Raw genomic sequence first — 20,773 nt, 5'->3', positions numbered from 1 at the left:
CAATACTCAGGGTCATTTAGCTCTATTTTGTGTCGAATAATGACATTTAAGTTACTTTGCACTTAAAATTTAGTGACTTGGATCATATTTTTTCGCTTTCTATTCATTACGTGCCTAAGCTTAAAGAAAACGAGGGGGCGCGTATGAAATGGATTCTACTATTTTTATCTTGTTTAAGTTTTGTTGCTTTTGGAAGTGAGGTCGCTTCGAGCGATCAACAATCAAAAAGTGATAGCAACCTATCTCATTTTGACCTTCCTCTGTTGCTTGGTGATTGGTATTTAATGAACCCAGATCCTGAACAAGGCACTGAAAATTTTAGAGCAATTAAGCTGACTCTCGACTCAAACTACTCTTTCTCCATTGATATTCAGAAGAAAGACTACAGTGTCGACCATTGGGAAGGTTTGTATAACGCCAATGAAGACACCATTATTTTGGGTTTGAATACTTCTGAGCCTCAGGTTTACGCTTACAGCAGTAATCACAATATGCTGAACCTTAACGGCGTTATGTTCACCAAAGCCTTGCCCAACGCCCTGGCAGGAATATGGTCAAGCGCAGAACTTTCCGGGAGCGATTTGCGTGCCAGTAACATTCAAAAAATGGATTTAGTGCTTCAGCCTGACTTTATCTTCATGTTCCGAGTGTCCGATGAAGAAGGGGGAGAAGTCATTCGTCGCGGAGTGTATTACACCGAAGGCGACCAATTAGTATTGCTGTATGAAAATGGCGAACACGGTACTCGTTACACATTGAACAGTGATGTGTTGACGCTTCAAGGTGAAGAAGGAGACATGTTTGCGGTGCTCAATCGCATTCGTTAAGCACTATATCTCGCCGTAAAGTCGGGCTCGTTGATAATATGGTTCACAGTTCATTTCTTAGCCGTTCGTGTCTGATTTGATTGATAAAATAGCAAAACATGGAGGCATTTTCTTACAATGCCTCCTTTTTTCAATAATCCTCTTGTGTTCTTGGCGCTCAACCTTTAGATATATACAGTTAAAAAATAATTACGTATAACGATCAAAAGGAACCCGTCATGGCACATACACCTCAAGCCAAGTATCGTAAAGATTATCAATCACCATCTCACACTATTTCTGAAATCGATCTTACTTTCGATTTGTACGATTCGGCATCCATCATTACCGCTGTTTCTAGTGTTAAGCAGGAGAAAGAAAGCTCGACATTAGTACTTGATGGTGAAGGCTTGAAGTTGGTGTCTGTTTTGGTAGAAGGCACGGAGTGGACGCAGTATGAGCAGTCTGAAACTCTACTTACTCTGAATGACCTTCCGAAAGAATTTACGCTAACGATCGTGACTGAAGTCGACCCTGAAGGGAACAGCGCGCTTGAAGGCCTGTACAAATCAGGTGGTGCATTCTGTACTCAATGTGAAGCGGAAGGTTTCCGTCGTATTACTTATTATATGGATCGCCCAGATGTGTTGGCGAAATTCACGACAACGGTCATCGCAGACAAAGCCGAAAACCCATTCTTATTAAGTAATGGTAACCGTGTAGATGAAGGCGAAGCTGAAAACGGTCGTCACTGGGTGAAGTGGCAAGACCCACATCCAAAACCGGCGTACCTGTTTGCTTTAGTTGCGGGTGACTTCGATGTACTTCGTGACGCATACACCACGCAATCTGGTCGCAATGTTGATCTAGAAATATTTGTCGACAAAGGCAACCTCGACCGCGCAAACCACGCGATGGTTTCTTTGATTAACTCAATGAAGTGGGATGAAGAGCGTTTCAATCTAGAGTATGACTTAGACATCTACATGATCGTGGCCGTTGATTTCTTCAACATGGGCGCGATGGAAAACAAAGGCCTGAACGTATTCAACTCTAAGTTTGTTTTAGCAAATGACCAAACAGCAACTGATACAGATTACCTAGGTATTGAAGCCGTCATTGGCCATGAATATTTCCATAACTGGACTGGTAACCGAGTCACTTGTCGCGATTGGTTCCAGTTAAGCTTGAAAGAAGGTTTAACGGTATTTCGTGACCAAGAGTTCTCTTCTGATCTTGGTTCTCGTGCAGTAAACCGCATCAATAACGTTCGTATTATTCGCGGCCCACAATTCGCTGAAGATGCGAGCCCTATGTCTCATCCAATTCGTCCTGAAAAAGTGATAGAAATGAATAACTTCTACACATTGACAGTATACGAAAAGGGCAGTGAAGTGATCCGAATGATCCACACATTGTTAGGTGAGGAAGGTTTCCAAAAAGGCATGAAGCTGTACTTTGAACGTCACGATGGCACGGCGGCAACGTGTGAAGACTTCGTCGCGGCAATGGAAGATGCGTCGGGCGTTGATCTGTCTCAGTTCCGTTTATGGTACAGCCAGTCTGGTACGCCGACGCTGTCTGTTAAAAGCCACTACGATGCAGAGAAAAAAGAGTACACGTTAACGACTCGCCAAGTAACCGCGCCAACTCATGAGCAAACCGAAAAGCAGGCTCTGCATATTCCTCTAGACATCGAGCTCTACACAGCGTCGGGTGATGTGATTGAGTTACAATGTAACGGTCAGCCAGTTCACAATGTATTAGACGTTAAAGAAGCGGAACAAACGTTTGTGTTTGAAAACGTTTCAGAGCAACCGGTCCCATCGCTACTTCGTGAATTCTCTGCGCCAGTGAAATTGGAATACGATTATTCAGATGAAGAGCTGATCTTCCTGATGGTGAATGCTCGTAACGAGTTCTCTCGTTGGGATGCGGGTCAAATGCTATTGGCTAAGTACATCCGCAGTAACGTTGAGAAGGTTCAACAAGGTCAAGAGTTTGAGCTTTCAGCTTCTGTTGTTGATGCATTCCGTGGCGTACTGCTTAGTGATTCTTTAGAGCCTGCGTTTATTGCAGAGATGCTTTCTCTACCAAGTCATAATGAAGTGTCTGGTTGGTATGAGCGTGTCGATATCGATGCTGTTGCATCTGTATTGAAAGCGATGAAAGTGACGCTAGCGAAAGAGCTCGAAGATGAACTTGCTGCGGTTTACCACAGTCACGCATTAACAGAATACACGATTGACCATGATTCAATTGGTAAGCGAACTCTGCGTAAAGTTTGTCTAAGTTACTTGGCTCATACTGAAAAGGGTAATGACTTGGTTGTCGCTATGTACCAGCAAGCAAACAACATGACAGACACAATGGCAGCAATGGGCGCGGCGAACAGTGCACAACTCCCATGTCGTGAAACTTTAATGGCGGATTACAGCGACAAGTGGAAACACGATGGTCTTGTCATGGACAAGTGGTTTGCTCTTCAAGGAACGAACCCAAGTTCAAACGCACTTGAAGTGATCAAGGCGTCTATGTCACACCAAGCGTTTAGTTTGAAAAACCCGAACCGCACTCGTAACTTGGTTGGTTCGTTCTTAAATATGAACCCGGTTCAATTCCATGACAAGTCAGGTCAAGGTTATGCGTTTGCTGGCGAGATCCTACGTGAGCTGAACAGCAGCAACCCGCAAGTGGCTTCGCGCTTGATTGACCCGCTGCTTAAGTTCCGTAAGTACGACGATGCCCGCCAAGCTCTGATCAGAAAAGAACTTGAGACGCTAAAGAACATGGACAACCTAGCAAAAGACTTGTTTGAGAAAGTGACGAAAGCACTAGAGGCTTAAGTTCGCGCTCATTAAGGTAACTGTTTGTTAATAAGCGGTTTGCTAATAAGCGGCTTGCTAACAAACGGTTTACTAATAACAAAAAGTCATCAGTGGTAGAGAATATCTGCCACTGATTTTTTTGTTTCTGGGTCATCGAATTTTCGATAAGCTAGACAAGTTTTCAAGCTCAGTTGTACAGTCAGACATCGTTAAGTGCCAAAAAATACTGGTACTGTATATTTACACAGGTATCGTATGAATCGCTATATTTTCCAACTTAACATCTCATATCAGCAGTTTTTGGCCAGCTATTCTGGTGCGGCAAGTAAAGTCCAAGTGATAACGACCACTGGATTACGTCTACAGCTACCTGCAACTCGGTTCAGACCTTTTCTTACACAAATAGGGGTTAGAGGGCAGTTTAGACTGACAACTGACCAAAAAAATAAGTTTATTAAGTTGGAAGCTCTGTAAACCTTGGCGTGCCTAGTGAGTTAAAAGGAATCTTAATCACATAATCAAACATTTCACCTCTTACCACCTCCAAAACAATTAACTATTTCTCAATAATGCTTTTACAATAAATGAATGCATTACCTTTGCTTAACTCGTTAGTAGAAAAGAGCTCAACGGCTCAATTCAAACACCAGCTTAAGTAAGCCCCCTAATAATAAAATATAATTCTAATTGTGGAGTGTGACTATGACCGCACGTGAAACTGTGGTTCCAGTTTTACTTGAAAAAGTGTACAAACTGATTCAAGACAAACTTGACCTTGCTCATCGACCTCTCGTAACTCAACTTGCTCAACACTTGTTTAGTAACGTTTCTCACGACGACCTGACTCAGAGAAACGAATCCGATTTATACGGTGCTGTAGTTAGCTTATGGCATCACATCAATGAAAAGAAAGCCGACGAAATCTCTGTTCGTGTTTTTAACCCGACAGTAAGTCGCCAAGGCTGGCAATCGACTCACACTATCGTTGAGATAGTGGTACCAGATAGCCCATTCCTCGTTGATTCTGTAAAAATGGCATTAACTCGCCTCGACCTCTCTTCTCACCTTATGCTTCACAACCCAACACAAATCTCACGTTCTGATAAGGGAAGCGTTGTTGGTGTCAGCAACAATGAAGGTGCTTTCCAATCGCTTTTCCATATTGAGGTTGACCGTCTTAGCAGCAAAGCTGAAATGACAGCGCTTAAAACCGAGCTGCTGGATATTTTTACCGATACTGGCCTTGTGGTTAATGACTGGCTACAAATGGTAGAAAGACTTGAAGAAGTCACCAATCAAGTTGAACAGCAAAAAGAGACGATTCCAGTCGATGGCCAGCGCTTTGATGAAACTCTGGCTTTCCTTCGTTGGTTAGGCGAGCACAACTTTACGTTTATGGGCTACAAGGAATATGACCTTGTTTCTGTAAATGGCGACACGGAACTACAACCTACCAAGGAGCAAGGCCTTGGTTTGTTCGCAAATTCAGATCGTGTACGCAACGTTAAGCTGTCTGAGTTTTCTGACTCGGCACGCTTAGAAGCGAAAAAACCGTATGTATTGATCGTAACCAAGGGCAACACGGCTTCACGCATTCACCGCCCAGCTTACAATGATTACATCGGTATCAAGAAGTTTGATATAAACGGCAAGGTTATTGGTGAGCATCGCTTTACGGGTCTTTACACTTCTGCTGTTTATAACCAGACCGTTGAAACCATTCCTCTAGTTCGCGAGAAAGTTGAGCGTATCTTAGATGCAAGTGGTTACCGTCAGGGTTCATACTCTTACAAAGCTCTGCACAACATTCTTGAAAACTACCCACGTGATGAACTGCTTCAAGCTCGAGAAGAAGAGCTACTTGAAGTGGGTACGGGTGTAGTACAAATGCAAGATCGCGACCTTCTGCGTTTGTTCGTTCGAAAAGACCCGTTTGGCCGTTTCTTCAGCTGTATGGTTTACGTAACAAAAGATCGTTACAACACCGAACTTCGTCGTCAAACCCAGCGCATCTTGAAGCAATACTTCGGTTGTGAAGAAGAAGTCGAATTCACGACATACTTCTCTGAAAGCCCACTGGCAAGAACGCACTATATTGTTCGTGTTGATAACAACAACATGGATGTGGACGTGAAAACAATTGAGCAAAATTTAATGGAAGTATCGTCTACGTGGGATGACCGCCTGTCTGAATCAATCGTTGCTAACTTCGGTGAGAGCAAAGGTCTTCCGTTATCGAAAGAGTACATGCGTGCATTCCCACGTTCGTACAAAGAAGACATGATGCCTGGTTCTGCTGTTGCAGATATCGAGCGTCTAGAAGCACTAAGTGAAGACAACAAACTGGGCATGCTTTTCTACCGACCTCAAGAAGAGGCGGCAGACTCTAAAGCTGTTCGTTTGAAGTTGTTCTATCACAGTGACGAGCCGATTCACCTGTCTGATGTGATGCCAATGCTTGAAAACTTTGGCCTGCGCGTTATTGGTGAGTCACCTTATGAAGTACGCAAGACCAATGGGGTAACTTATTGGATCCTTGATTTCTCGATGCTTCATAAGAGTGACAAGACGATTGATCTTCGTGAAGCTCGCGATCTATTCCAACAAGCCTTTGCGGCAATTTGGGCGGGTGAGTTAGACAGCGATGGTTTCAACCGCTTGGTATTGGGAGCGGGTCTTTCTGGCCGTGAAATCTCAATCTTACGTGCATATGCTCGTTACATGCGCCAAGTTGGTTTCCCATTCAGTCAACAATACATCGAAGACACATTGTCTCATTACCCAGATCTAGCGAAAGGGTTAGTGAGCTTATTCGGCAAGCGTTTTGATCCTAAATTGAAGGGCAGCGCGAAAGGCCAACAAGATCTTATCAAGAAGATCACTGAACAGTTGGATCATGTAGAAAGCTTGGATGATGATCGTATCATTCGTCGCTACATGGAAATGATCACAGCAACGCTTCGTACTAACTACTATCAGTTAGACGACAACAAACAGTCTAAACCTTGGTTGGCTCTGAAAATGAGACCAAGCGAGATTCCAGATATCCCAGCGCCGGTTCCTGCGTTTGAGATCTTCGTTTACGCACCAGACATTGAAGGTGTGCATCTACGTGGCGGTAAAGTCGCTCGTGGTGGTTTACGTTGGTCAGACCGTCAAGAGGATTTCCGTACTGAGATTCTAGGCCTAGTTAAAGCACAACAAGTTAAGAACACAGTAATTGTACCGGTTGGTGCAAAAGGTGGTTTTGTTTGTAAGCGTCAGCACATGATGTCTGGCCGAGACGAGATCTTCGCTGAAGGTCAACGTTGTTACAAGCGCTTCATCCGTGCGCTACTAGACGTATCAGACAACATCATTGAAGGCGAGGTTATCCCACCGAAGAGTGTTGTTCGTCACGATGAAGATGATCCGTACTTGGTTGTTGCTGCCGATAAAGGTACAGCAACGTTCTCAGATCTAGCAAACTCAGTATCTGATGAATACAATTTCTGGTTAGGCGATGCCTTTGCCTCTGGTGGTTCTAACGGTTACGACCATAAAGCGATGGGTATCACGGCGAAAGGTGGCTGGGAATCTGTCAAACGTCACTTCCGTGAAATGGGCATCAACTGTCAAACAACGGACTTTACCGCTATCGGTGTAGGTGATATGGCGGGCGATGTATTTGGTAACGGCATGCTGTTGTCTAAGCATATTCGTATGCAAGCTGCGTTTAACCACATGCATATTTTCATCGACCCGAATCCAGAATCAGCATCAAGCTGGGTAGAGCGTGAGCGCTTGTTTAATCTTCCTCGCTCAAGCTGGGAAGATTACAACAAAGACCTGATTTCTCAAGGTGGTGGCATCTTCTCTCGTCGAGCGAAGTCTATCTCTTTGACGCCTGAAATTCAGAAAATGCTGGGTACTAAGAAAGCATCAATGGCACCAAATGACTTGATCAAAGCGATCTTGTCTATGCAGGTTGATCTTCTTTGGAATGGCGGTATCGGTACATATGTTAAGTCTTCAAACGAGACTCATACTGATGTTGGTGACCGTGCAAATGACGTGCTTCGTATCGATGGCCGTGACCTGAAAGCTAAGGTTGTTGGTGAAGGCGGTAACTTGGGTATGACTCAACTGGGTCGTATCGAATACGCGCTAACGGGTGGCCGCGTTAATACTGACTTCGTTGATAACGTTGGTGGTGTTGACTGTTCGGATAACGAAGTAAACATTAAGATCTTCCTGAATGGTTTGGTGTCTAATGGTGATCTAACCGTTAAGCAACGTAACCAAGTACTTGAATCAATGGAAGATGAAGTTGGCGAGATCGTACTAGACGACGCATATTGCCAAGCTGAGTCTATTTCGGTTACTGAACATCAAGGTGTTGGCCTAGTAAAAGAGCAAATCCGCTTTATTCACACTATGGAGAAAGCAGGGTACTTGGATCGTGGTTTGGAATACATCCCAGATGACGAAACACTGCTTGAGCGTGAAAAGCAGGGCCAAGGCCTAACAAGACCAGAGCTTTCTGTACTTGTCGCTTACGGAAAAATGGTGCTTAAAGAAGATCTTGTTAGTGATGATATCGCTAATGATGAATTCCATGCTCAACAACTTATGCAATACTTCCCAACAGCGTTACGTCGTAACTATTCTCAACACATGGATAGTCATCCACTACGTTCTGAAATCATTGCAACTGCACTGGCTAACCAAATGGTTAACGAGATGGGTTGTAACTTCGTTACTCGTCTGCAAGAAGAGACGGGCGCAAATATCGTTGATATTGCCAATGCTTACGCAGCATCACGTGAAATCTACGGTCTTGGTAAAGTTCTGAAGAGCATCCGTGAACTGGACAATGTTTCAAGTTCTGAAGCTCAATACGAATTGATCTACCATGTTCGCCGTACACTTCGTCGCTTGGCTCGTTGGTTGCTAAGAAACCGTACCGGTAAACAGTCAGTGAAAGCACTGATTGAACTTTACCAAGGTGATGTTCTAACTATCACAGAGAAACTGGATGAAAACCTAGTGGCTTCTGAAGTAGAAGAGCATAACGCAATGGCACAGCTATGGATTGACCAAGGTGTAAACGCTGAGTTGGCTAATTCAGTCGCGCGTTTGTCTAGCTTGTACTCAGCACTGGATATATCCACAGTGGCTCGTGAAACAGGTAAAACAGTACAACAAGCGTCTAAGCTTTACTTCAATCTTGGCGATCGCTTGTCTTTGCACTGGTTCTTGAAGCAAATCAATGGTCAAGCAGTAGACAACAATTGGCAAGCGCTGGCACGTGCAGCATTCAGAGAAGATCTGGATTGGCAGCAACGTCAGCTAACTGGCCAAGTGCTTAACTGCGGTTGTGCTTCAGACATCGATGTGATTAAAGCGCTTGATGACTGGATGGAAAGTAACTCGGTTTCTCTGCATCGTTGGGAAAGCATCTTGAACGAATTCAAAGTGGGTTCGGTTCATGAGTTTGCTAAGTTCTCAGTAGCACTACGCGAATTGATGCTATTGAATCTAAACTGTATGTCGACAGACTAGCGACTAGATAAAAACGAAAAGAAACAAGGGCAGGCCATTAGGTCTGCCTTTTTCGTTTGGCTGAGCAATGTTATTTGGCAGAACAGTGTCGTTTGGTTGAATAGTAAATGACGTGTCCAATTATTTCGTTGAGTAACTTATGCTTGATAAAGTTAGCTTCTAATTGGCCGAGTTAAACGATGTTCGTTACATGAATGATAGTCAAATAGACCATTCACTGGAGGATACGGTAACGTTTGCTTAATAATAAACCTCTTTCGTTAGCAAACTCGATTATCTTACCCTTACAGACAGTAATAGATTGAATAGTTGGGTAAATAAGTAAATAATATCGCCCCGTTTACACGGCGCTTTTTTCTATCGGAGGCACAATGCTTTACCGTCTAGCCAGAACTGGCTTTTTCCAACTTGATGCCGAAAAGGCACATGATCTTGCAATCCAAAATTTCAAACGCTTCACCGGCACACCTATTGATCTTTTGTATCGCCAACAATTACCTCACCGACCTGTAGAATGCATGGGTCTTACTTTTAAAAATCCAGTTGGCCTTGCTGCCGGCCTAGACAAAAACGGCGAATGTATTGATGCATTTGGCGCAATGGGTTTTGGTTTTGTAGAAGTAGGGACTGTTACTCCTCGTCCACAAGCAGGTAATGACAAACCACGTCTGTTCCGTCTTGTTGAAGCCGAAGGTATTATCAATCGCATGGGCTTTAACAACCTAGGCGTAGATAACCTAATTGAGAATGTTAAGAAGTCGAACTATGACGGCATCTTAGGTATCAATATTGGTAAGAACAAAGACACGCCAATTGAAAAGGGCGCAGAAGATTACATTATCTGTATGGAGAAGGTTTACCAATACGCGGGTTACATTGCGGTAAATATCTCTTCACCAAATACTCCAGGACTTCGTTCGTTACAATATGGCGAAGCACTTGATGATCTGTTGTCTGAACTAAAAACCAAGCAATCCGAATTAGAAGCGAAGCATGGTAAATATGTCCCGCTTGCTCTTAAGATCGCTCCGGATCTAAGTGATGACGAAATCAGCCAAATTTGCGAATCATTGATCAAAAATAAGATCGATGGTGTGATCGCAACCAACACGACATTGGATCGCAGTATCGTCGAAGGTATGAAGCATTGCGACGAAGCGGGTGGCCTAAGCGGACGTCCAGTTCAATCTCGCAGTACTGAAGTTGTTCGTAAACTTCACCAAGAGCTAGGCGACCAACTACCGATCATCGGGGTAGGTGGCGTTGACTCTTACGTTGCTGCAAAAGAGAAAATGATGGCAGGCGCGAAGCTTGTACAAGTTTACTCTGGTTTCATCTACAAAGGTCCAGGACTTGTAGGCGACATCGTCAAAAATCTATAGTTCGCAAAAACGATCTTAGTCCAAAGACTACAATCCGGCATCGTCTTACTAAAAGAGACACTGTAACTCACTGAGTTGTAGAGAAAAGCGATAAGAAAGAGGAATTCATTTCCTCTTTTTTTTTGCCTATCGCACAGTAAAATTACTGTAATTGAAGGTAATTTTGCGTTTTACCTAATGGAATGGTTCAACAGTGTGAGACGAAATGATGCTTAAACCTAGCGATACATGGAGTTGGTATTACGATGAGCAGCAATGTTCATTAATGCTAAACCTCGGAGAGGATATGATTTTTAAAACGAATCTGGTCCGCAATAAGCTGGTGGACTGCGCTTTTAAAGATAATGAATTCACTGTTGATGATGCATCTTCCTACCAAACCTTCAAAGAACAAATTTCTGGCTTAGAACTGTCTGAGCCACGCCAAGCAGAGCTTGCACTTTATTGTGTGGCTGCAAAGCGTTTCCATAAGCCTGTACAGCCTAAAAGCTGGTTCTTCGACTCACAAGGCGCTGGTCATGAATATCCTCAAGAAGGGGATATTGTACAAATGAATAACGAGCATAGTCTTGGTTACTTCATCGTATTAGAAGTAGGTGAGTGTGCGAGCTTATGTGCATTTGTAGACTTAGAAGAGTTCCTCCTAACGCCTTCAAAAGGTTTACGCTTTGGAGACTCGATTAAAGTCATGCACGATAGAATGACTGACGCAAATGCCATCCTTCATCAAGCGCATATTGCTATGGTGGGTTAAGCTCTAATCTCTAACCTAGAGCATCACTAGAGCATTATTTCGACCAACCATCGCTACGAATAAACCTGTAATACCTTCCCCATAATCGGCTTAATAGCCGATTTTTTTGTGCCTAAAAAAGCCTATCTCAATAAATACGACGTAGTTCATTCATTTGAATGACGTTGTTCACTTATTTAATTTGCAAAAAACGTATCTTTTTTAACCTCAATTTAGACCGATTCTCTCATTATCGATAGCGGGTTTCCTCTGTTTATTCCCTGTTTGGGGTCTTTTGTTGCTAAATTTCAACCTAAATTTCAATCTGGTGTATACCAATTTTAGGGTGAATATAAATGCACTTGACGGTTTAAGCCTATCGATGAGTGTTATTTCTGTGAGATTGAGAGTTGTTGTGTTGTAAGGGAGTGCGGGTAAGCGATCGCTTCATGACTGACCATTTGCTAAGCAGTTAGTAGAAAGATTCAATGAAAAGACGAGTTTAGTGTGATGCTCTAATAGCAAATTCAGGTATAATCGAGCTCATTTTTATCAATAAAAGAACACTATGAATCAATATCTAGCGGTTACCTCAAATGGCCTTGAGAATTTATTAGTTGAAGAACTAACCCAACTAGGGATTACAAACGCAAAACCTGTTCAAGCAGGTGTTAAATTCAAAGCCACCAATGAGCAAATTTATCGTTGTTGTTTGTGGAGCCGTTTGGCTTCTCGATTTGTACGTGTCCTTTCAGAATTCACTTGTATGGATGACATGGATCTTTACCTATCGACCACTGCGGTTAACTGGGTAAATCAATTCCATAGCACTAAGCGTTTCGTTGTTGACTTCAATGGTACGAACAACGAAATCCGTAATAGCCAATACGGTGCGATGAAAGTAAAAGATGCCGTTGTAGATTGCTTCGAGAAGAAGTCTTTACCGCGCCCATCTATTAGCAAAGAAAATCCAGATATTCGTATTCACGTTCGTCTACATCGCGACAAAGCGATTCTTGGTGTGGATATGGTAGGTAGTGGTCTTCATCAACGTGGCTACCGTCCTGAATCCGGTCGCGCACCACTGCGTGAAACTCTTGCTGCAGCGATTCTTCTTCGTAGTGGTTGGGACGCAACCAAACCTTTCCTAGATCCAATGTGTGGTTCAGGTACGTTAGTGATTGAAGCAGCGATGATGGCTGCAAACATGGCACCTGGTGTGAAACGTCAGAAATGGTGTTTTGAATCACTAGAAGATTTCGAACCTGAGCTTTGGGCTGAAGTTAAAGCTGAAGCGAACGTTCAAGGCCGCCGTGGCGTTAAGAAAGTAGAATGTAAGTTCTTCGGTTACGATAACGACGAACGCATGATCAAAACGGCGCGTGACAATGCACGTCGTGCTGGCGTTGAAGAGTTAATTGAATTCGAAGTAGGTGACGCAGCAAAGCTTAAGCGTCCTACAGAGTTTACTGATGGTGTGATTGTGTCTAACCCGCCTTACGGTGAGCGTCTAGGTACAGAGCCGGGCCTGATTGCACTCTACACGGCATTTGGTGCTCAACTGAAGGCTGAGTTTGGCGGTTGCAACGCTTCTATCTTCTCAAGTTCTGATGAATTACTTAGCTGCTTGCGTATGCGTGCAGACAAACAGTTCAAACTGAACAACGGTGCGTTACCGTGTCACCAGAAGAACTACTCAATTTCAGACCGTCCTATGTCTGAGCGTCCAACTGGCGAGCAAGAACAGCTGATTGCTCCTGATTTCGCTAACCGTCTTAAAAAGAACATCGGCAAGATCGGTAAGTGGGCTAAGAAAGAACAACTAGATTGCTACCGTATCTACGATGCTGATTTACCTGAATACAATGTAGCGATTGACGTATACCCGGGTCACCTTGTGATTCAAGAATACGCAGCACCTAAAGATGTACCGGAAGACAAAGCTAAGCGTCGTTTAACCGATATCATCCGATCTTCGATTCAAGTGACTGGCGTTGAAGCAAACAACGTCGTGCTTAAGGTTCGTCAGAAGCAGAAGGGTCGTTCTCAATATCAGAAGATGGCTCAAGACTCTTCTAACCTAGAAGTAAACGAATACGGCGTTAAGCTGATTGTTAACCTTCATGACTACTTAGATACAGGCTTGTTCTTGGATCATAAGATTACTCGTCGTCGTATTGGTGAGATGGCTAGTGGTAAAGACTTCTTGAACCTGTTTGCTTACACAGGCAGTGCTTCTGTTCATGCTGCAGTAGGTGGCGCTCGCTCTACAACGACTGTTGATATGTCGAACACGTATCTTGAGTGGGCAAAAGAGAACATGGAACTGAACGGCCGTGTTGGTCGTCAACATCAATTTGTTCAAGCTGACTGCTTACAATGGTTGGCGAAAGAGCAAGGATCTTACGATTTGATCTTTATTGATCCACCAACATTCTCGAACTCTAAGCGTATGGATCAATCTTTTGATGTTCAACGTGACCACATCCAGTTGATGGAAGATTTAAAGCGTCTTCTAAGAGAAGAAGGCACGATTGTGTTCTCTAACAACAAGCGTCATTTCAAGATGGATATGGAAGGACTGGAAGAGCTGGGTCTTAAAGCTCAGAATATCTCGTCTAAGACGTTACCTCTGGATTTCTCTCGCAACAAGCACATTCATAACTGCTGGTTGATTACTCATAAGTAATTAAGAGATTGTATAAGGATATATAGTGCTGACTCTCTACAGTACAGAAGGGTGCCATCTATGTGAGATGGCATTCAAACTCACGGAACAGCTGAATATAAGTCATCAGATTAATGTGGTGGATATCGCATTGGATGATGAGCTCTTCTCCCGTTACGGGGTCACTATTCCGGTACTCAAATTTGAAAGCTCTGATTTGTCTAAACACTCAGAGCTTAACTGGCCTTTTGGCTTGTTAGAACTTAACGATTGGTTAAAGAAGAATGGCATTACTTACAATTCATAATGGGCAATTGGCGTTTGGCGATCACCCATTATTAGATGGTGCGGATTTCGCACTGCAAGAAAACGAACGTGTGTGTTTGGTTGGCCGTAATGGTGCAGGTAAATCAACGTTGATGAAGATCTTGTCTGGTAACATCATCATGGACGACGGCAAGATGCAGATCACACAAGATGTGGTTGTATCTCGTCTAGAGCAAGATCCACCGCGTAATGAGCAAGGTTCTGTTTACGAATACGTATCTGGTGGTTTAGCTGAGATAGGTGAGTTGCTTAAGGAATACCACAACTTACTTGATGTGATTGCAGAAGATCCTAGCGAAAAGAATTTGAACCGTCTTACTCGCGTTCAAGAAAAATTAGATCATGCGAATGCTTGGCGTTTTGAAGATCGTGTAAGTAATGTTCTTGCTGCTCTTAAACTAACAGCAAATACCAAACTGACGGAACTGTCTGGTGGTTGGCAACGTAAAGCTGCACTTGCACGTGCGCTTGTATGTGACCCTGACGTATTACTGCTTGATGAGCCTACCAACCACTTAGACGTAGCAACGATCGAATGGTTAGAAGCTTTCCTAAAAGACTTCCGTGGTTCAATCATCTTTATCTCGCATGACCGTGCTTTCATCAAATCAATGGCAACACGCATTGTTGATCTTGACCGTGGCAAGCTAAGTTCTTTCCCTGGTGATTACGACAACTACTTGCTAGAGAAAGAAGAAGCACTACGTGTTGAAGAGATGCAAAACGCAGAATTTGACAAAAAGCTAGCGCAAGAAGAAGTTTGGATTCGTCAAGGCATCAAAGCGCGTCGTACGCGTAATGAAGGCCGTGTTCGTGCTCTTAAAAAGCTTCGTGAAGAGCGCCAAGATCGTCGTGAAGTACAGGGTAAAGCGAACATCCAAATCGATACGTCTGCACGTTCAGGTAAAATCGTATTTGAAGCTGAGAACCTTAACTTTGCATTTGAAGGCAAAGAGATCGTTACAGACTTTAGCTTCAACATCATGCGTGGCGACCGTATCGCACTTATCGGGCCAAATGGTTGTGGTAAGAGTACAGTTCTTAAACTGCTTCTTGATCAACTTAAACCTGATTCAGGTCGTTTGCATTGTGGTACTAAGCTGGAAGTGGCTTACTTCGACCAATACCGTGAAATTCTAGACCCTGAGAAGTCGGTGATTGATAACCTGGCTGATGGTAAGCAAGAAGTAACAGTAGGCGGACGTGAGCGTCATGCACTGAGCTACTTACAAGATTTCTTGTTCTCTCCTAAACGTGCACGTACCCCTGTTAAAGCACTATCTGGTGGCGAGAAAAACCGATTGTTATTGGCTCGTATTTTCCTTAAATCGAATAACTTGTTGATTCTCGATGAGCCAACCAATGATTTAGATATCGAAACATTGGAACTTTTAGAAGATTTGCTTGCCAACTATGAGGGTACGTTGCTTCTCGTGAGCCACGATCGTCAGTTCGTTGATAATACGGTAATGACGAGTTGGATATTTGAAGGTGACGGTGTAGTTGAAGAGTTTGTTGGTGGTTACCACGATGCTCAGAAACAAAGAGCACAAGCACTTGAGTATCGTCAGGTTGAAAAGCCAGCAAAGACTGACAAAGTTGTTGAGGAAACTCCCAAAACTGCGCCAGTTAAAGCTAAACCTAAGAAGTTATCGTATAAGCTACAACGAGAACTTGAAGCGCTACCAATGCGTTTAGAAGAATTGGAAACTCAAATTGAAACTCTTCAGGAAGAAGTCAACGATCCAAGCTTCTTTTCAAAACCTGTAGAGCAGACACAACCAGTATTAGATAAGCTATCTGCAGCAGAGCAGGAGCTTGAAGTTGCTTTTGAGCGCTGGGAAGAGCTCGAGGCACTACAACAGGAAAGTTAAGAAGTAATAATGACTTGTACTAAATTTAAATTAACAACAGTTGCAGCCCTAGTTTTGGCTGCAACTAATGCCAACGCTGCGCTTTACAAGGTAGTTGAAGTAACGCCTTCTATTACTGGTGCATCTGAAATATTTGGTGTTGCGATTCAGCCAGCAACGGTTTCGGGAACTGAAAGTTGTTTTACGACCGGTACGGTTGGTGGAATTGCATGTGATAGCTTTAAATTGGCTGGTGAAACTCGCGATACTCTGGAAGCTGTAAGTTATCGTGAAGAAGTACCATTCGCAATGGATGCTCCATTTCAATACATCCAAGAGCGCGATGATTTCGAAAACTATTGTAAACGCGAGCTGCGATACTCTACGTGTGAAAGCTGGGCGCAAAATCGTTGGAACGATACATGGAGTAAGGAAAGGAATGACCTTACGTACGTCAATGCGAGAGCATTCGTTGAAGGAGGGGAGACATTTGAAAGCCGTAATACGGTAATCAATTCTCTAGATGACGATGCTAAACCTGTTGGCGTTAAATCTGAAGGTGGTATCCGTAATAATGCGTTGTTTACGACGACAGCTGCGCCTACTGGTACTTCAGAAACTCGAGCATGGAAAGCGATAACTGCAAACAGTACTGTTTATAATGTAGGTAGTGTATCTGTAGAGCAAGTTCCGACAGATACTTCTGAACCTGATAAGGCATTTAGTTCAAAAGCGGCTATCTGGGATGGTACTACAACAAAAGAAATTGACTGGGTCAGAGGTGGCAACGCCCAACAAGGTGATTATTTTGCTCAAGGTAGCATGCGATCAATTGCAATCGATGAGTCAAATTCAATTTTTTATGGCGTAGGCTATAATACTGTAGATGGTAATGGTGATTTACAAGACATGAATGCAAGTGTCTTTGTGAGTAATTCACTGGATATTTCTGGGGCGACTTGGACTACTAAAGTAATTAGTGGTGCAGAGGTTAAATCTGGGTCATCTAATGACGATGCGATTTACAGTAACTCTGTAGCGACCGATATTAACGATAACTTGTTCGCTGTCGGTTATTCTAAGCGTAACGGTTATGTGCCAGAAAGTGGTAGTGCAGGTAACAAGATTTTCGTTGTATCTGATGCATCTGCGTCAACTCCGACTGCGACATACTTGTCTGGTGGCATCTTCTTTGGTGGTTCGAGCGGCGAAGCTAAAGCCGTCAACAACTTCAATGAGTTTGTCGGCCAAATTGACGCTGAGACGACTCGTGAAGTAGATGGTAGTGAGCGTAGACACAGAGGTTTTATTTACCCGTATCAAGCGACCGGTACTGACGCATCAAGAATTGCGCTGTTTGAGAGCAAAGCTTGGTGGTTAGATGATCTAACAAATGATGGTAACGCTTCTGGAGAAAACAACAAGTTCCGAATTATTGATGCTTCAGATATCAATGATGCAGGTGTGATCTCAGCCACCGCTATCAAGTGTACCGTTGGTGGAACAACACAAGCATATGATACAACGTCACATAACTCGTATTGTGGCGGCGCTGCATCTAACGCGGTAGAAGAAGTAGTAGCTGTTAAGCTGATTCCAATTGCCGGAGCTACTAAAGCTGACATTCAAACTCGTAGCGCTGATACGGAGAAAGTTGATCGTCAAGGCGGTAGCCTAGGTTGGTTAGGTTTGACTGTACTTGGCCTGTTAGGGTTCCGTAGAAAATTTAAATAATTTTATCTCTTGAGCCCGAGTTCACAATTCTGAACTCGGGCTTTTTTTCGCCTTGAGAAAAGTGCAAAAGTGGTCGATTCTTAAAGTTGGAGTCAACAAAACTCCACGAAGTTGTAATCATTGTATGCTAGTAAACGAACACCCGTATGAGGACTGCACTATGAAGAGACAAAAGCGTGATCGCCTAGAACGAGCACAATCTCAAGGTTACAAAGCTGGTTTAAATGGCAGGTCACAAGAAGCTTGCCCATATAGCCAAATGGATTCTAAATCGTATTGGTTAGGTGGTTGGCGTGATGCCAAAGATGATAAGCATTCAGGTCTCTATAAGTAGATAGGGCGAACATATTCAAAGGTCAAGGCTCCATGTGGTATAACAGCTGGAGCCTTGTTAGTTTCTGAGAACCATACAAGGCCTTATAAACCGAGAACTGGCTGCTTAGAAAGTGATTTAAGATTGTTTCGCTGGTGGACATATAATTGATGAAAGTTACTTAGCTACATCTTAGTGCACTATAACTAAATGTATTGGAATGAAAATAAAGCAACCATTGGCTGCTTTATTAAAAATCTAACTATTAGACTAGAATGCTGATGTGTCTTGGAAAAGACCAACTTTCAAATCTTTAGCAACATAGATCTCTTTACCGTCAACAAGAACGCGACCGTCTGCAAGGCCCATTACTAGGCGACGGTTAACAACACGCTTCATGTGAATTTCGTAAGTTACTTTTTTAGCCGTAGGTAAGATTTGGCCAGTGAATTTAACTTCACCAACACCTAGAGCACGGCCTTTGCCTTTGCCGCCAACCCAACCAAGGTAGAAGCCAACAAGCTGCCACATTGCATCAAGGCCTAGACAACCAGGCATTACTGGGTCGCCAGGGAAGTGACAGTCGAAGAACCATAGGTCAGGAGTAATATCCAGTTCAGCAAGAATCAAACCTTTACCGAAATCACCTTCAGTCTCAGACATTTTAGTGATGCGATCCATCATCAACATGTTCGGTGCTGGTAGTTGAGGACCTTCTGGCCATAGTTCGCCTTGGCTTGATGCTAGAAGATCTTCGCGAGTGTAAGAATCACGTTTGTTTTGCATTATCAATTACTCCGATTTTTGATAGGTGCATATTAGTGAACAGGTGTACGCTAAACAAGTCCGATCAGTACTAGACAAACCAGTTTTTAATGCGTCCAACGATTCCAATAGGGTGCTCATGTCTTTCAAAGTTTTCAATACGTTCCGCGATTTTACTCAGAACGCTTTCTTGTTCTTCGTCCCTAAATGGTGCGTTCATAATAAGAGGAATCGCTTCATCTACATTAGACACAGACCAGATATGGAACTCTTTGTTTTTGATGCTTTCAATTAGGTCTGGCTTCAGAGCAAGGTGTCTTAAGTTAGATCTTGGAAGGATCACACCTTGTTCGCCAGTTAGCCCGTTGTGTTTACACACATGGTAGAAGCCTTCGATTTTCTCGTTTAGCCCACCAACGGCTTGTACACGGCCGAATTGGTCGACAGCACCGGTTACCGCTATTTGTTGATTGATAGGGTATTCCGACAAAGCACTTACCAGAGAGCAAAGCTCAGCAAGGGAAGCGCTATCGCCATCAACTTCGCAGTATGATTGCTCAAACACAACAGAAGCAGCATATGGCAACGGGTCTTCTAAGTTTAGCGAGCTACTTAAAAATGCTTGCATGATCATCATGCCTTTCGCATGAAGATTACCACCAAGTTCGGCTTTGCGCTCAACATCTGCAATATCACCATCACCAAAGTGAATAACACATGAAATTCGTGCAGGTTCACCATACGATATTGGGTGCCCCGGTACATCGATAACAGTCAGGCCATTAACTTGGCCTACTTGTTCACCTTCAGTTTCGATTATGACTTGGCCATCTCGAATATCATCGAGAGCACGTTCAGGAAGGTAAGACTCGCGGTTGTATTTGTGTTGTTGAGCTTGCTGAATATGGTGAATATCAATGTCACCATTGTCCGCTTCAACTAAAGCTTCGCTCAATAGCGCATTGTGCCAAATAGGGCATAAAGGGATATAGCTCTGATCTTCAGTCTCACGCGCGCCAGCGGTAAGAATCCCAATTAGTGCCTGTTGCGTAATGTATGGGAGGTTATAACGTTGCTGAAGCCATCTTAGATACCCAAGATATTGGGTCAAAGTATCGTGTGAAAGCTTGATATCTTGTTCTATTTCACTGAATAGACAAAACCCTGTTTGAATATCGCCATCTAGATAGTCCAGATCACCAAGTTGAGCGCGGTCTCCGACAACAATCAACTTAATGTTGTATGTCAGTGCAGCGATAGGCGTTTGATTTAGATGCTCTGGAAAACTGCTAATTGGTTCGACTGCTTCACCGAGAAGTGCGGATTTCAATAACAACCAACTTCCTGGATTTGCAAGGATCAGATTCGCTGAGACAACGAGGTAACCATTGTTCGCTCTAGAAAGTAGACCTGGCTTTGTCGCTACAATTTCACCATTTTTAGACTGAACTTGGTCAAATAAAGTGGCTGCATTTAAAGATTCGGTTTTTATAACAGGCTGAGCATCGTCTTTTAATTCTGTCGTCAAAGATTCAACGATAAGTTGACGATAGATTGAGTTGTCAGGCGCATTAACAAGTAGAACTCGTGAAAGATTGGATAGGCGTACAAAACGGGTTAGCGCATCTCTAAATCTATGTTGAATATCTGAGAATGTGAAAGGAGAGATGTCAGGGAATTGCTCTAGTTGAGCGCTATATTCATCGTACTGAGGCGTTACATGTCGCCAATCTACTTGAGTCATTTAAATGTCTGATTATGATAATAAGGTAGGGAGTATATAGAAAAACCGAGGACTCATATAGGTCTATGTTGTAGTT

13 protein-coding genes are annotated in these 20,773 nt (G+C 43.3%); 11 read left to right on the top strand and 2 right to left on the bottom strand.

Annotated features, from left to right (window positions below; all coding sequences use genetic code 11):
* Positions 1–143 precede the first annotated feature (143 nt).
* The 11 genes from OCU90_RS09170 (at position 144) to rmf (ending at position 18,209) form a co-directional block, all read left to right on the top strand.
* Positions 144–827 (top strand): hypothetical protein, encoded by a 684-nt coding sequence (locus OCU90_RS09170; protein ID WP_004733643.1) that lies wholly within the window; start codon positions 144–146, stop codon positions 825–827.
* A gap of 218 nt (positions 828–1,045) precedes the next feature.
* Positions 1,046–3,652, top strand: coding sequence for an aminopeptidase N (pepN, locus tag OCU90_RS09165; protein ID WP_061024223.1), 2,607 nt, complete (start codon positions 1,046–1,048; stop codon positions 3,650–3,652).
* Between the two features lie 237 nt (positions 3,653–3,889).
* A complete protein-coding gene (locus OCU90_RS09160) occupies positions 3,890–4,108 on the top strand; it encodes a DUF2835 domain-containing protein (protein WP_004733645.1) in 219 nt (72 codons plus the stop codon).
* Positions 4,109–4,336: 228 nt separating this feature from the next.
* Positions 4,337–9,178: an NAD-glutamate dehydrogenase gene (locus tag OCU90_RS09155; RefSeq protein WP_061024221.1), complete on the top strand. Its 4,842-nt coding sequence runs from the start codon at positions 4,337–4,339 to the stop codon at positions 9,176–9,178.
* A 371-nt stretch (positions 9,179–9,549) separates the two neighbouring features.
* Complete coding sequence (gene pyrD, locus OCU90_RS09150; RefSeq protein WP_061024219.1) at positions 9,550–10,560, top strand: quinone-dependent dihydroorotate dehydrogenase; 1,011 nt, start codon at positions 9,550–9,552, stop codon at positions 10,558–10,560.
* 205 nt (positions 10,561–10,765) lie between these two features.
* Positions 10,766–11,314, top strand: coding sequence for a cell division protein ZapC (locus tag OCU90_RS09145; RefSeq protein ID WP_017086279.1), 549 nt, complete (start codon positions 10,766–10,768; stop codon positions 11,312–11,314).
* A 547-nt stretch (positions 11,315–11,861) separates the two neighbouring features.
* Positions 11,862–13,982, top strand: coding sequence for a bifunctional 23S rRNA (guanine(2069)-N(7))-methyltransferase RlmK/23S rRNA (guanine(2445)-N(2))-methyltransferase RlmL (rlmKL, locus tag OCU90_RS09140; RefSeq protein ID WP_061024217.1), 2,121 nt, complete (start codon positions 11,862–11,864; stop codon positions 13,980–13,982).
* Positions 13,983–14,049: 67 nt separating this feature from the next.
* On the top strand, positions 14,050–14,268 hold the full coding sequence (locus tag OCU90_RS09135) for a glutaredoxin family protein (protein ID WP_004733650.1): 219 nt from the start codon (positions 14,050–14,052) through the stop codon (positions 14,266–14,268).
* Positions 14,246–16,162, top strand: coding sequence for an ABC transporter ATP-binding protein (locus tag OCU90_RS09130; RefSeq protein WP_061024215.1), 1,917 nt, complete (start codon positions 14,246–14,248; stop codon positions 16,160–16,162). Before OCU90_RS09135 ends, OCU90_RS09130 begins: the two co-directional genes overlap by 23 nt.
* A gap of 9 nt (positions 16,163–16,171) precedes the next feature.
* On the top strand, positions 16,172–17,875 hold the full coding sequence (locus OCU90_RS09125; RefSeq protein ID WP_061024212.1) for a DUF3466 family protein: 1,704 nt from the start codon (positions 16,172–16,174) through the stop codon (positions 17,873–17,875).
* 160 nt (positions 17,876–18,035) lie between these two features.
* Positions 18,036–18,209, top strand: coding sequence for a ribosome modulation factor (gene rmf / locus OCU90_RS09120; protein ID WP_017074275.1), 174 nt, complete (start codon positions 18,036–18,038; stop codon positions 18,207–18,209).
* Between the two features lie 249 nt (positions 18,210–18,458).
* Here rmf and fabA read toward each other — a convergent pair whose 3' ends face one another.
* Positions 18,459–18,974 (bottom strand): bifunctional 3-hydroxydecanoyl-ACP dehydratase/trans-2-decenoyl-ACP isomerase, encoded by a 516-nt coding sequence (gene fabA / locus OCU90_RS09115; RefSeq protein WP_010440782.1) that lies wholly within the window; start codon positions 18,972–18,974, stop codon positions 18,459–18,461.
* A 70-nt stretch (positions 18,975–19,044) separates the two neighbouring features.
* Positions 19,045–20,697 (bottom strand): AAA family ATPase, encoded by a 1,653-nt coding sequence (locus OCU90_RS09110; protein WP_054542642.1) that lies wholly within the window; start codon positions 20,695–20,697, stop codon positions 19,045–19,047.
* Positions 20,698–20,773 lie beyond the last annotated feature (76 nt).

Origin of the sequence: Vibrio splendidus (assembly GCF_024347615.1) — a bacterium.
GTDB lineage: Bacteria > Pseudomonadota > Gammaproteobacteria > Enterobacterales > Vibrionaceae > Vibrio > Vibrio splendidus.
The sequence above is the reverse complement of the archived record's forward strand: the minus strand, read 5'-3'. Positions and strand labels throughout refer to the sequence as shown.